The 13,836-nt window shown below is 56.0% G+C and carries 14 protein-coding genes; 10 read left to right on the forward strand and 4 right to left on the reverse strand.

Annotation, left to right across the window (positions count from 1 at the left end; translation table 11 throughout):
- Positions 1 to 77: 77 nt before the first annotated feature.
- The 6 genes from AABM52_RS17095 to AABM52_RS17120 all read left to right on the forward strand — a co-directional run bounded on the left by AABM52_RS17095 (position 78) and on the right by AABM52_RS17120 (position 5,484).
- The gene (locus tag AABM52_RS17095) at positions 78 to 1,178 is read left to right on the forward strand and encodes an alkene reductase (protein ID WP_347907059.1); all 1,101 of its coding nucleotides are present in this window, start codon (positions 78 to 80) and stop codon (positions 1,176 to 1,178) included.
- A gap of 74 nt (positions 1,179 to 1,252) precedes the next feature.
- Positions 1,253 to 2,041, forward strand: a complete 789-nt coding sequence (locus AABM52_RS17100) for an SDR family oxidoreductase (protein WP_347907061.1) — start codon at positions 1,253 to 1,255, stop codon at positions 2,039 to 2,041.
- Positions 2,042 to 2,137: 96 nt separating this feature from the next.
- Positions 2,138 to 3,007 (forward strand): alpha/beta hydrolase, encoded by an 870-nt coding sequence (locus AABM52_RS17105; protein WP_347907063.1) that lies wholly within the window; start codon positions 2,138 to 2,140, stop codon positions 3,005 to 3,007.
- Positions 3,008 to 3,052: 45 nt separating this feature from the next.
- Positions 3,053 to 4,051, forward strand: a complete 999-nt coding sequence (locus AABM52_RS17110) for an NADP-dependent oxidoreductase (protein ID WP_347907065.1) — start codon at positions 3,053 to 3,055, stop codon at positions 4,049 to 4,051.
- A 276-nt stretch (positions 4,052 to 4,327) separates the two neighbouring features.
- Positions 4,328 to 4,711, forward strand: a complete 384-nt coding sequence (locus tag AABM52_RS17115; RefSeq protein WP_347907067.1) for an efflux RND transporter permease subunit — start codon at positions 4,328 to 4,330, stop codon at positions 4,709 to 4,711.
- Between the two features lie 143 nt (positions 4,712 to 4,854).
- Positions 4,855 to 5,484: a LysE family translocator gene (locus tag AABM52_RS17120; RefSeq protein ID WP_347907069.1), complete on the forward strand. Its 630-nt coding sequence runs from the start codon at positions 4,855 to 4,857 to the stop codon at positions 5,482 to 5,484.
- 60 nt (positions 5,485 to 5,544) lie between these two features.
- On the opposite strand, the gene AABM52_RS17125 is transcribed toward AABM52_RS17120, so the two are convergent.
- A complete protein-coding gene (locus AABM52_RS17125) occupies positions 5,545 to 6,096 on the reverse strand; it encodes a DinB family protein (RefSeq protein ID WP_347907070.1) in 552 nt (183 codons plus the stop codon).
- A gap of 114 nt (positions 6,097 to 6,210) precedes the next feature.
- A complete protein-coding gene (locus tag AABM52_RS17130) occupies positions 6,211 to 7,107 on the reverse strand; it encodes a LysR family transcriptional regulator (RefSeq protein ID WP_347907072.1) in 897 nt (298 codons plus the stop codon).
- Between the two features lie 116 nt (positions 7,108 to 7,223).
- Between AABM52_RS17130 and AABM52_RS17135 the strand changes: the two genes are divergently transcribed.
- The 4 genes from AABM52_RS17135 (at position 7,224) to AABM52_RS17150 (ending at position 10,813) form a co-directional block, all read left to right on the forward strand.
- Positions 7,224 to 7,643, forward strand: coding sequence for a nuclear transport factor 2 family protein (locus AABM52_RS17135; protein WP_347907074.1), 420 nt, complete (start codon positions 7,224 to 7,226; stop codon positions 7,641 to 7,643).
- 3 nt (positions 7,644 to 7,646) lie between these two features.
- Positions 7,647 to 8,714 carry an SDR family oxidoreductase gene (locus AABM52_RS17140; RefSeq protein ID WP_347907076.1) on the forward strand — a complete coding sequence of 356 codons (1,068 nt, stop codon included), beginning with the start codon at positions 7,647 to 7,649 and terminating at the stop codon, positions 8,712 to 8,714.
- Positions 8,715 to 8,884: 170 nt separating this feature from the next.
- Positions 8,885 to 9,427, forward strand: a complete 543-nt coding sequence (locus AABM52_RS17145) for a histidine phosphatase family protein (protein ID WP_347912643.1) — start codon at positions 8,885 to 8,887, stop codon at positions 9,425 to 9,427.
- A gap of 192 nt (positions 9,428 to 9,619) precedes the next feature.
- Positions 9,620 to 10,813: an MFS transporter gene (locus tag AABM52_RS17150; RefSeq protein ID WP_347907078.1), complete on the forward strand. Its 1,194-nt coding sequence runs from the start codon at positions 9,620 to 9,622 to the stop codon at positions 10,811 to 10,813.
- 283 nt (positions 10,814 to 11,096) lie between these two features.
- Here the strand turns inward: AABM52_RS17150 and AABM52_RS17155 are convergent, their stop codons facing one another.
- Positions 11,097 to 12,005 (reverse strand): carbohydrate kinase, encoded by a 909-nt coding sequence (locus AABM52_RS17155; protein WP_347907080.1) that lies wholly within the window; start codon positions 12,003 to 12,005, stop codon positions 11,097 to 11,099.
- A gap of 160 nt (positions 12,006 to 12,165) precedes the next feature.
- Positions 12,166 to 13,731: a carbohydrate porin gene (locus tag AABM52_RS17160; RefSeq protein WP_347907082.1), complete on the reverse strand. Its 1,566-nt coding sequence runs from the start codon at positions 13,729 to 13,731 to the stop codon at positions 12,166 to 12,168.
- Between the last annotated feature and the right edge of the window lie 105 nt (positions 13,732 to 13,836).

The raw sequence follows: 13,836 nt of genomic DNA on the forward strand, positions 1-13,836 counted from the left end.
CATCATAAATACACCAACGCGAATCTTCCCTGGCACGGCGCATGTCGCCTTCATTAATCAACGAGTATGGAACCGATATGAACGATAAGACGTTATTTGAGCCGTACACGCTCGGCTCGCTGACACTGTCCAACAGAATCGTGATGGCTCCGCTGACGCGTAACCGTGCGGGAGAAGGCTTCGTCCCGAGCGAATTCGCTGCAACCTATTACAGCCAGAGAGCCTCTACAGGCCTGTTGATCTCCGAAGCCTCGCAGATCTCGCAGCAGGGACAGGGCTACCAGGATACGCCCGGTATCTACACGCAGGCGCAGATTGATGGCTGGCGCAAGGTCACCGATGCCGTCCACGCAAAAGGCGGACGAATTTTCCTGCAACTGTGGCATGTCGGACGCGTATCGCACGTTGACCTGCAGGAGAACGGCGCTGCCCCGGTAGCACCCTCCGCTCTCCGTCCCGCAACCAAGGTCTTCGTCAACAATAGCTTCGTGGACGTTTCAGAGCCGCGAGCGCTTGATATCAGCGAGCTACCCGGGATCGTCAATGATTTTCGCCAAGCCGCGGCAAACGCCATCGCTGCGGGATTCGATGGCGTAGAGATCCATGGCGCAAACGGCTATTTGCTGGATCAGTTCGTCAAAGACGGTGCCAACATCCGCACTGATGCCTACGGTGGCTCGATTGAAAATCGCGCTCGCCTACTGCTGGAAGTGACGGCGGCGGTCGTAGCCGAGGTCGGTGCAGAACGCACAGGCATCCGTATATCGCCAGTTTCGCCAGCCAATGGTGTCTCCAGCAGCGAACCGCAGGCCCAGTTTGACTACATTGTCGACCAACTAAATGCCTTGGGCATTGTGTACCTCCATGTGGTCGAAGGCGCGACTGGCGGGCCGCGCGATGTTGCGCCCTTCGACTTTGGTTCTTTGCGCCAACGCTTCAAAAACACTTACATCGCCAACAATGGCTACGACGTGAATTTGGCCACCTCTCAACTCAACGACAACAAGGCTGACTTGATCGCCTTTGGACGTCCTTTCATAGGTAACCCGGACTTGGTGGAGCGCCTTAAAACCGCTGCCTCTTTGTCGGCATTCGATCCTGCGACCCTGTATGGCGGCGGTGCAGAAGGCTACATCGACTACCCAACCCTTGCTGAATCCAGTACCCGTCACGGCTAAAAATCACGTCTACGTACGTCCTCCGGACACCACGCATGACTCGCCTATCGATATCCGAAACTGAGGATCAATTCATGAGCATCCCTACCACCGTTCTCATTACCGGCGCTTCCACTGGCATCGGCGCTACCTATGCCGAGCGCTTTGCACAGCGCGGGCACGACCTCGTACTGGTTGCCCGCGACAAAGGGCGGCTGGATGCTCTTGCAGCGCGGCTGCGTGAGAAACACAACGTCACCATTGATGTTCTCCAGGCTGACCTGACCCAAATCAGCGATCTGACCACGGTCGAGGCTCGCCTGCGCGACGACGCCAGCATTGGCATCCTGGTGAACAATGCAGGCGCCGCACAATCCGGCAGCTTTATCGAACAATCCACCGACAGCGTTACTCAGTTGGTTACGCTCAACACTACCGCACTGGTACGGCTTGCCAGCGCCATCGCCCCACGCCTGGCACAAGCCGGAGACGGAGCGATTATCAACATAGGCTCGGTCGTTGGCCTGGCACCGGAGTTCGGGATGACGGTCTACGGCGCGACCAAGGCTTTTGTGCTGTTTCTATCACAAGGTATGAGCCTGGAACTTTCGCCCAAAGGCGTCTACGTGCAAGCCGTTCTGCCGGCAGCCACTCGCACCGAAATCTGGGAGCGAGCGGGCATCGATATCAATACCCTCAGTGACATCATGGAAGTGGGTGATCTGGTCGATGCGGCGTTGGTCGGTTTTGATCGTCGCGAGCCCGTGACCATTCCACCCTTGCAGGACGCCGCACGTTGGGATGCATTGCAGGGTGCACGTCAGGGCTTGCTGTCGCAGATCAGGCAATCCGATGTCGCCGAGCGTTATCAAGCCAAGGCGTAATCATCGTGCAGCAGGCGCTGGTGAGCAGCACTCGATTTAAAAGCGCCTGCAACACAGTCTCACTTGCAGCTTTTCGACCCGCAGCACGGGGCAAACATGCACATTCAAGACACAAAACTTCATCCCGGATCGCGCACGCCGTTCGTCAATGCAGCGAACAAATGGATCAAGGTCGAAGGAACAGCGTTCGCTTACCGTGACATAGGCCCCAAGGGTGAGTTGCCGCTCGTTCTGCTTAACCATTGGGGCGCAGTGCTGGACAACTTCGACCCACGGATCATCGATGGGCTCGCAAGCACCAGGCGCATCATCACCACTGACTATCGGGGCATCGGCGCATCAGGTGGCACGGCCCCTGCGACGGTCAGTGAAATGGCAAGCGATGCCATCGCTTTGATTCGTGCGCTGGGTTTCGACAAGGTCGACCTGCTGGGTTTTTCACTTGGAGGGTTCGTGGCCCAGGAAATTGCCCTGAGCGCCCCTGACCTGGTGCGCAGACTGATTCTGACCGGCACCGGGCCTGCTGGCGGCACCGGCATCGACAAGGTCTGGTCAGTGTCATGGCCATTGATGCTTAAAGGTTTGCTGACGTTGCGCGACCCGAAGACCTACCTATTCTTCACCTCGACGGTCAATGGTCGGCGAGCCGCCAGGGATTTTCTGAATCGCCTGAAGGCGCGCAGGAAAGATCGCGACAAGAATCCGACGCTAATCGCTTTTATGCGGCAGTTGAAAGCCATTCACGCGTGGGGCAGACAGCATCCGCAAAACCTCAGCCGCATACAGGTACCGACGCTGATCGCCAACGGTGATGCTGACATCATGGTTCCAACAGTGAACTCCACCGACTTGGCAAAACGGATCCCGAATTCACACCTGATCATTTACGAAGACGCCGGGCATGGCGGGATTTTCCAACATCATGCCGACTTCGTGGAAAAAGCAACGGCATTCCTCGATACCTGAGGGTGTTCCGCCATTCCCATTTGAAGCTATAAGAGTTGACTCATCATGAAGGCATTTTTAATCGACCGTTATGGCAAGAAAGCGGGACGTATTGGCGAGGTTGCTGCTCCCGAAGTGGGTGATCATGACGTTCTGGTCCAAGTGCATGCGACAAGCGTGAACTTGCTCGATACGAAGATCAGCACAGGCGAATTCAAACTGATCCTGCCGTATTCATTCCCGCTGATATTGGGAAACGATCTGGCTGGGGTCGTGGTTAGCGTAGGATCCGCTGTGCAGCGCTTCAAGCCAGGTGACGAAGTCTACGCGCGCCCTCCTCAAGAGCGCATAGGTACGTTCGCTGAGCTCATTGCAGTGAAGGAAAATGCGCTGGCGTTAAAACCCCAAAATATCAATATGCAAGAAGCCGCCTCCCTCCCCTTGGTGGCTCTGACGGCCTGGCAGGTGTTGGTTGAAACAGCCAGGTTGAAAAAAGGACAGAAGGTGTTTATCCACGCCGGCTCCGGTGGCGTCGGCACCCTCGCCATCCAGCTCGCCAAGCACCTGGGCGCCTTCGTCGCGACAACCACCAGTACAAATAATGTGGATTGGGTCAAGGCCCTGGGAGCGGACGTTGTCATCGACTACAAGAAGCAAAATTTCGAAACCGTTTTGCAGGACTACGACGTCGTATTGAACAGCTTGGGCGCTGATGAACTGGAAAGGTCGCTCACCATTCTGAAGCCTGGGGGCCAGCTCATCTCCATCTCGGGGCCGCCGACGCCACAGTTCGCCCAAGAGCAAAAGCTGTCCTGGGTATTGGGCCTGGTCATGCGTATGTTGAGCAGCAGTATCCGCAGAAAAGCGCGCAAAAAAAATATCAACTATGCGTTCGTATTTATGCGTGCCAGTGGTACCCAGCTGGATGAGATAACGGCGCTCATCGAGTCCGGCATTATAAAGCCGGTGATCGACCGAACCTTCCCTTTCGAATCGACAGCCGAGGCGTTGAGCTATGTCGGACAAGGAAGATCAAAAGGCAAGGTAATCATTAATATACGATAACTACCCGCCTCCACTCTATGACGAGAGTTCAGATTGAGCAGCATGTCTTGGCATCCCGATGCCATGTATGTCAGCAGCTGTTGGCGTCGACGCCTAAATGACCCAATCACCGAGATGTCACTGACCCAGTCTGATTCCTGGCGAACCAATACCTGTGCTGGAATTGTGCCGATTTTCAGATGGGTCAGTCTTGCGTCGGCACGTGGGGCAATTCGGCATCGGCGTCAACACACTATCGTTCTGCTGTTGATGCTGTAACTGCAGAACTTCTCCCGCATGTGGACGGTGGTGCTGAGCGCGCCGCTGGGCCTGATCGGCATGGTGCCGGCGCTGCTGGTGTTCCGGTTGCCACTGGGTTTCGTCGCGATCCTGGGCATCATCGCACTGGGTGACACGATCATGCGCAACTCGGTGATCCTGATCGACCAGGTACAAACCGAAATCGCTGAAGGGCGCGACCCGTGGAATGCTGTTCTGGATACTGCCATTCACCGGGCCCGTCCGGTGATGCTAACGGCGCTGGCCACCGTGCTTGCACGCTGCATGGTTCAAGGTGGGTCGCCAGACGGCCGCTGGTACCCTGCCGGTGAGCTCGCCATCGCTCAGTTGGCGCGAGCCACCGGCATCAAGTGCTGCGACCGCTGTATGACGTTTTGTTAGTCAATCTGTATCTAACTTTCTCCCTTTGGCCACCCTACTATCGTCCGCTCCATCCAGGTGCATACCTCAGGGATCGCGAAAGCCGTTTTATACAGATTTAGCGGAGCTTCCAATTCGTTATCTCTTCTTTTAGGAGTTACGCCATGCCCGAACTGTCCAACCTGCTTGCCTACGGCCTGATCTCACTCGGCATGGTGCTGACTCCCGGCCCGAACATGATCTATCTCATCTCGCGATCTATCTGCCAGGGACGAATGGCCGGACTGATTTCCCTGGGTGGCGTGGCATTGGGTTTCGTCGTTTATATGTTTTGCGCCGCATTGGGCATCACAGCCCTGGTCCTGGCGGTTCCCTATGCGTATGACGCCCTGCGACTCGGCGGCGCGCTTTATCTGCTCTACCTGGCCTGGCAAGCGGTCAAGCCCGGCGGCCGTTCTCCGTTCCAGGTGCGCGACTTGCCCAAGGACAGCCCGCGCAAGCTGTTTATGATGGGGTTTGTCACCAACCTGCTGAATCCCAAAATCGCGGTCATGTATTTGTCGCTGCTGCCCCAGTTCATCGACCCCGCCGACCACGGCAGCGTGCTGGCGCAATCCATCGTGCTTGGCTTTACGCAGATCGTCATTAGCGTGAGCGTCAACGCCCTGATTGCCGTCATGGCTGGCTCCATTGCGACATTCCTCGCAAGCAGGCCCGTGTGGCAGACCGTGCAGCGTTGGCTGATGGGGACGGTCCTCGCGGGCCTGGCCATGCGCATGACCGTCGAAGGGTGACGCTAAACCGGGCTGTTTGCGGTTGGCGCATCGGGCGCGCTGGAAAAAGATCCGCGCGGGTTAGCGAAAGCCCTCGCTGGATCGGGATGGGATGAGGACGACTAAATCTGTATCACCTATGTCGACACCAGCCTGTGAAAACAGCGTAGTAACCTGGCCACGGTGATGGGTCTGATGGTTGAAGAAATGCATCACCAAGCCGTAAAAGTCCTTGTCGGACACGACACCCTTCAAGCTGGCGTAATGGAGGCTGTGGTCCAGATCGGACTCTGTAATAGAACTGGCCCATTCGACGATTATCTGATCAAGCCTCTCTCGATACACTGAGAGTTCTCGAATAGTAGAGAACAACGCTTGGTCAAGGTTTTTCGGATCAGAAAGTCGCCTCACCGGCTCCAATGCCGAGTGGTTCGCTGGATGTTTGGCGAATCGCTTTAGCCACACAGTGTCTCCGGCTGCCACGTGGTTTAGCGTCCCGAGAATCGACCTGAAGAACGCTTTTCTATCAGCTGAGAGCTCATCATCGGACAAGCACCTGGCCGCTCCATAGATCTTTTCGTTCATCCATTTGTTATAGGTCGCCATCAGGCATATATGGCCGGTACGGCTCATGTGCTCATCCTTTGAGTGGGTATTTGACAAGCGCTCCACGCTCACCGCAAAACCCAGTCTATTGCACGGTGACCCATACGCAGAAGAGATCGTTATTGTTCCGATACTCACGGGTCACCCCCCCAAGAGGTAACCTTCGACATTTTCCATGGATAGGGCTTCGAGCAGCACCTGCTCCAGGATGACAAAAAAACATTTGATGTGGGCCTGCTTTAATGCCTGAGGCCGGGTCACCAGATAGACCTCCATATCTGGAAGGTGGAGATCCGGGAACAACCCGATCAGATCCTTCGCCAGTATACGGGGCAGTACGGCCACCCCCATACCTCGCCTCACCGATTCGAGCTGCACGGCGAACGAATTCACGCTGATCTGCGCGCGGTCCAGACCACCGGCCTTTGCCGCACGCATTTGCGGCAACATGTCCAGCGGGGGAAGCAAGGCAACATTGACCGCCGTGGCCGGGGTCACCCCTGGAAACCGCTTCAGATAACCTGCATCAGCGAAGATACCGTAGGCGAGCCGGCCTATTGGTCGATAAATCAGCGACGGCTCACCCAGATGAGCTGTACGTACAGCAATGTCTGCCACGCCGCGGACGATCTTGTGAAAGTCGGCTGTGACCATCAGCTCCACCGAGCAACGCGGGTGCAGAGAAGTGAAGCGCCCCGCGGCCTCCAGCACACAAGACGAGAAACCCTCTCCTGCACTGACCAGGACACTGCCAGATAGCTCTGTGTGCAGCTCGGATATGCCAGCAGCGGTTTGACGCCTCAAGCCCGCTTCCGCCGCCAGGGCAACTTCCACGAGGGATTGGCCCCGCGAGGTCAACCAGCATCCTTCAACGCCCCGCTCGACGAGTGGCTCGCCCAGTGCGACCTCAAGTTGGGTCAGGCGGCGGGACACGGTAGACGCCGCGATACCCAGCAACTGGCCAGCTTGAAGGAAGCTGCCACGCCGCGAGACTGCCAACAGCAGACGAAGATCGTCCCAATTTGCTTGCAACGCCATGCGTCTTCTCCTCCCTGGTCTGCATATGTGCAAATCCATTATGCAGTAGTCGCTGTTTTTCGGCAGAGGCCTCAAAGGTATATCTACAGGCCCTCGAAACGAATGGAATGGACTGTATGACTACTGGCCCCAACGACTATGCGGAACGCGCCTCAAGAGCCTTCAATCGTCGTGATGTGGAGGCGATGCTTGCGTTGGTTTGCGAAGACTTCATCTACCTCGATGGTATGGGGATTCAAACCGGTCGCGAATCCATGCGCAAACGAGAGACTGCGCTGTTCGAAGCGTTCCCTGATGCCCAAGTGACCTTCACCCCATTCATGGTCGCTGGCGATCTTTTGGCGCTAACTGCCAAACTGACTGGCACCTTCGCCGCCCCCTTGGTGCTGCCAGGCCGGGTGATTGCACCCCATGGACGCCACATTACCGTGCACTACGCCGCACACTTCACCTTCAGAAACGGACTGGCCATCCGTGAAGAGGCCTTCTTCGACAGTGCGGTGTTGATGCCGTTAGCCGAACAGGGTGAGGGTTGAGCCATGCGCAGCGCATTTGTTACTGGTGCAACCGGTTTGCTGGGCAACAACCTGGTGCGTGAATTGGTCGCTCGTGGCTACACGGTTAAAGGCCTGGTCCGCTCAAGAGCCAAAGGTGAACAGCAGTTCAACAATCTTCCGGGGGTGGAGCTGGTCGTGGGTGACATGGCCGATGTCGACGCATTCGCAGCATCGCTGCAAGGCTGCGATACGGTGTTTCACACCGCGGCATTCTTTCGCGACAACTACAAGGGCGGCAGCCACTGGAAAGAACTCGAAAAAATCAATGTGTCTGGTACGCGGCGCCTGCTTAACCAGGCCTACCGCGCCGGTATACGACGGTTCATCCATACGTCTTCCATTGCCGTGCTCGACGGCGCACCTGGCTCGTCCATCGATGAGACATGCCTGCGGGCCGACGCCGACGCGGATGACTACTACCGCAGCAAGATCCTCGCCGACCGTGTCGTCCTGTCGTTCCTGGAAGCACATCCCGAGATGCATGCCTGCATGGTCCTGCCCGGTTGGATGTGGGGTCCTGCCGACATTGGCCCGACCTCCTCGGGACAATTGGTCAACGATGTCGTGAACGGCAAGTTGCCCGGGCTGATCCCTGGCACCTTCTCCGTTGTAGATGCCCGTGATGTGGCATGGGCGCTGATTGCTGCCGCCAAACAGGGCCGACGAGGTGAGCGCTATCTCGCGGCGGGCCGGCATATGACGATGCGTCAGCTGGTCCCTGTTCTAGGACGTATCGCAGGCGTCAAGACACCCGTTCGACAACTACCGCTGCCCTTTCTATACACCTTGGCGGCTATGCAGGAGATCTATGCGCGCCTGACCGGCAAGCCCGTCCTGCTGAGCATGGCCACGTTGCGCCTGTTGATACGAGAGGAGTACCGCACCTGCTTCAACCACCGCAAGAGCGAGCAGGAGCTTGGCCTGAGTTTCCGGGCGCTAGAGCTGACAATCACTGACACCGTGGCGTGGTACCGCGATCACGGCTGGTTTGAAAACCACAGTGCGCGTGCCTCGAAGAAAAAAAGCTCATCCGTCATGGTCGACAACTGACTTTCGCAGAAGGGATTATCGTCTAGTCCCAAAGCCGATGATCTCGAGCCTCATTGTGCGGTTTTATGCGGGTACGCGAGGCGTACCTTGAGTTCCCGAAACCGCACTTCCTGGTCATTTACCACACACCAGAACAAGGACGTCAATTTGTGAACAGGGAAATAATCCTGATGCGTCACGGCCAGCCAAAACTGGCCGCAACCGACAAAATCTCAGCGCTCGAGATGAAAGACTGGATCGAGCAATACAACCGATCCGAAATTACCCACCACCCGGTCCCGCATGCCAGTATGCAACTCGCCGCAACCGCCACGGTGATTGTTTCAAGCAGCGCGCCTCGTGCGCTGACCTCCGTCCAGGCGCTCGGCCTGAAGCCTGCACTGGTCGACGCACTTTTCTGCGAAGCACAACTACCTTGTGGTCATTGGAAACTGCCACGGCTATCGCCGTTTACCTGGGCATTTATCCTTCGAGTCTTATGGCTGTGCGGTTACTCACGCAACGTCGAATCCGCCGGCACTGCGAGGATACGCGCCAGCACGGCAGCTAAACGATTGCAGTCCCTTGCCAGCGATGGACCGGTTCTGCTGCTCGGTCATGGCTTTATGAATCGAATGATCGCCAATCAACTGGTGGCCGACGGATGGGCTCGCCAAAAACGTAACGGCAGCCAGTATTGGAGTGCGACCGTGTATCAGTACGGCGGTGTGTAAGAGGCGCCAACTGGTCGGCGAACCTGGCCATCATGACGCGGGCTATCAAACCCGCTGTCGGGAGGCCCTTGTCGATGATCTGCGCGGTACCGGCGCCTGGATATCGAAAGGAGCAGCGCGGCCATTAGCTTTCATAGATAATCGGCACGCTGCAGCTGCATTAAGGGACGATTCATTCAAGGGAGAGAAGTCGTGTCAGCCACATCTGGGAACAGCAACATTTTTCGACTGGCAACCGCCCAGGCATTGGCGGGTGGTAACTCAGTCATCGTCTATGCAACCGGCGCTATCGTGGGAGACATGCTTGCACCGGATAAAGCATTGGCGACGCTGCCTATCTCCATTTTTGTCGTGGGCATGGCGAGCTGCACGCTACCTGCCGGTGCCATTGCGCAGCGCTATGGGCGCAGTCTCGTGTTTATGCTGGGAGCGTTGTGCGGCATCCTGATGGGAGTGCTGGCTGCGATTGGCATTTATTTGTCTTCCTTCTTCATTTTCTGTGCTGCGATGCTGTTTGGTGGCGCTTATGCCGCTGTGGTGCTGACGTTTCGTTTCGCCGCCGCAGAATGCGTTCCAGAAAGCAGGCAGCCCTGGGCGCTTTCAATCGTCATGGCTGCCGGGCTAGTGGCGGGTGTACTAGGTCCACAGACGGTCACCTATACGATGGACCTGTGGGAGTCACACCTGTTTATCGCTACTTACGTTGCAGCCGCATTAATGGCGGTGGTTTCGGCGGCGGTACTGCTAGGTGTCGATTTGCCACGCCATGAGGCAGCTGTTCGTACTCCAGGTCGCCCGCTTGCGGTGATTGTTCGGCAGCCTCGACTCATCAACGCCATGCTCTGTGGCGTCATAATTTACACCTTGATGAATTTCCTGATGACTTCGGCCCCACTAGCAATGAAGCATGAGGATCTTTCACTGGAATCATCGAACCTGGCATTGCAGTGGCACGTCATTGCAATGTACGCACCCAGTTTTTTCACTGGACATCTGATCCGCCGTTTTGGAGCAAACCGCGTTGTGTTGATGGGGTTGATGTTAACCGGCGCCTCTATTGCTGTCGGGCTTGCCGGCGTGCAGTCCTACCACTTTTATCTATGTTTGGTGCTTCTAGGGATTGGTTGGAATTTCGGTTTTGTCGGTGCCTCTGCGCTCGTCCTTCAGTGCCATAAAACAAGCGAAAGAAACAGTGTCCAAGCGCTCAATGATTTCATTGTCTTTGGCGCCATGGTACTCGGCTCGTTTGCATCGGGAGGTGTATTGAATCGATACGGTTGGACCGTTATCTGTGCGCTTGCCTTTGTACCTGTGCTCGTTGCGATAGCGACGTTGATGCTGAGCGAGCATCGCGTCTGGCGTTCAATCCAGGAACGCACAAGCTAGTTCCGCGGGACTGGATTAGCCTCCGGACCATGATTCGACTCACGCTGGATAACCGGTTTTGCGCAGTGGCGATGGCGAGCGCACCTTGTCTCCGCAATGATCTCAACGCCAATACCGAGCAACTTTCGCTCGTGCGTAATCATTGAGCCCCAGAACCCCGACTTGATCGCTAACTGAACTTGCCTGGTTTTTTTGGAGAGCTTGCGAGCTCAGCAACGCTTGTGGCCAGGGTCGGCGCCGCGTCTTTTTTACTTAGACAACTCCTCGGCGTCGGCAACCATGGTCAAGTATGTTTTAGCAGCTGCAGCAAACCTTCCACATCAGCTAGCGCTGGAGCATGGGCTCCGGCATGACGGCAAGATATGGATGCGCAAGCCGCTGAAAATTGCAGGCGCTCTCTCAAGTCCACGATCCCCAGCAACTGCGCAGCCAGCCAACCAGCCATACAAGCGTCTCCTGCTCCAACCGTGTCTTGCACCTTCACGGCAATCGCCGGCTGATCGAGTTGGCTGTCCGGGGTGTGGAGAATCATCCCGTGTTCCCCTCGGGTAAAAAGGATCTGCGCCTGAGGATTAAGAGCGCGAAGCTCATCCATTGCCTGGTGTTCTGTCAGCCCTGGATAAATTTGCCGAAGGTCTTCATCGGAAAGCTTAATCATGTCAGCAAGGGTGGTCATCGTAGGGAAGGTCTGCTCCCGATAATGGCTATCCATTAAATTGCGCCAGTTCGGATCATAGCTAATCCGTTTACCGGCCTTTTTGGCCTGCTGAGCAATTTTAACCAGCTTGTCTGCGAGTGGCTGTCGAGCCAAACTGATGCAGCTGAAATGACACAGCTCTGCATGGTTGATCCATCCTTCGGGCATCAGATCCGGATCAAAAAACAGATCGGCATCTCCAGCAAAAAAGTATCTTGGAGGACGGCTCGATGCAACGATGGCAACCAAAGGATCTCGGTCTACCCGTTGGATAAACCTCGTATCCAATCCTGCCGCTTCCGAGTGCGAAACTATCTCGTCACCCAGTGAATCCATGCTCACCGATCCAGCAAAAGCGCTGCTAACACCCAAGCGACTTAGCGCTCGTGCAACGTTCCAGGGAGCACCACCTGGGTAACCCTTCCACTGTCCAGGAGTGCCTTGGACAAGATCGGTCAGGGCTTCGCCAAACACTATTGCGCGAGGCAATACCATCGTCATTTCCTCAATTTGTTGTCGTAGGGAACTGCTGGCTGATCAGCTTCGACCGGTAATCACTTACTCAATGAGCTTTGATGAAAGGCAGGGGTTGTTGAAGTTAGAGAAGTTTTCATAGCCAACCTCAAAGCAGATGTTGGCCGAACGCGTTCAAATATTAAAACCAGGTTTCCATTTGAATACCGTATTGCCATACACCTCCGGCTTTGAAGTCCGTCATGCCAAAGGAGTCTGTTGTACTGAATCTGTCCAGATCCGAAGACCAGTTCATGAAGCTTGCGAACACTCGCAATTCGGGACGTGTAAGAAGATCTCCAACCTCGGGTTTGAATGTCGGGGCGACAGTGAATTTCCAAAAGTTACCGTCGACCGCATTACGTTGTAGATAGTCCTTCGGGTCGAGGTTCATGGTTTGCCAGCTTATTTCGTAGGCCATCTCGAAATTGCTGTTGATTTTGTTAGCCAATCGCACGTTCAGGGTCAGCCAGCGGTAGTCGTCACCCTTGACGTATCTATCCTTGCTCTGTTCGGCCAGCAAGCTGGGGCCGATACGCCAGTCAGACGCAAGGGGTGTCTCACCGTAAAGTGCCAGACGCAGAGCGCGGGCATCATCAATCAGTTCACCATCCGAGCCGACGTTCTTGACCTCAGCTCCCAGACCTTGCCCATAGAGCAGCGCCGTTTTGAAGAAGCCTTCTCTGCCGAAAAAGTTTTTCTGGTGATTGGCCAGCATGCTGTGCAAGCCGGAATCCGCAGGCGTCAAACCCGCCGCATTGGTGCGGGTAGCGAAATCGTTTTTCTTTGCGCCGATGGCATTGAACATCCACTGCCACTGGCCATCCTCGAAGAACTGGTTGGAGGTCAGGATGTAGCTTTCCACATCGGCACTAAGATCGCCTTGACTGAAATCCCCGTAGTTACGCCCGATCAAAGAGTAGTTCGAACGCCAATTCTTGTTCATCTGCATATCGTAGATTCCACCCCCGGTGCCGGCCAGATAGACAACGTCCGAGTCCAGCCAGTGGATATCGAAATTATCTCTATCGAATCGCTTGCCTGCCCACAGGGTGGCGTTCTCGAACACTGAATTGCCCTTGAACGCAGCGACATGGTCAAGCGCTGTGAATACCTGGCGCACGTTCAGTTTGCTTTCGTCGGCCGTCCAGTCATTGGAACTTTCCACACCATCGGCGATGGAGACCGTGAATTTGGAACGGGTGCCGTTTTGCGCATAGATTTCTTTCGACAGGTCTATACGCATGTAGGTGTCGTCCTCGTTACCGAGTCGCCCGACTGCACCACCGACTGAACCGGCAGGAGTTTCATAAGGGCCGCCACGACCACCACCCAGCCGATCGTTGATCAGCAATCCGGAGCGGGCGTAGCCGTTGAAGCTGAACCCATCAGTGAGGTGTCCGGTACTGCCCTCTTTCTCCAGGCTTTGCTGACGGGCCTCGAGTTTTGCCAGTCGGGTATCCAAAGCAGGCGCCGAAATTACTGCCGCAGTAGACGCGGCGGGCTGCAAGGGAGCAGTGGCGAGTTTGATCTGCTGCAATTCCCTGGCAAGTGCCTGGGTTTGCTGCTCGGCTGCGGCTGCACGCTTTTCCGCGGCGCTGGCACGGGCTTCAAACGCGGCCATGCGTTCTTCCAGAGTCGCGGCCTGAGAGGTTACCGCCGAGGTGCCGAGCACGCCTGCGAGTAGCCAGCTTGATGCTTTCTGCATGTGGATTTCCTGTTTTGTTTTTATTGTTTTGTTCCCGCGACCGGCCATTTTTCATGAGTTGCGAATTGTCGCAATCGACGAAAAAAAAGATGCCTCATCGCAAAT

Origin of the sequence: Pseudomonas grandcourensis (assembly GCF_039909015.1) — a bacterium.
In the GTDB taxonomy this organism is placed as follows: Bacteria; Pseudomonadota; Gammaproteobacteria; order Pseudomonadales; family Pseudomonadaceae; genus Aquipseudomonas; species Aquipseudomonas grandcourensis.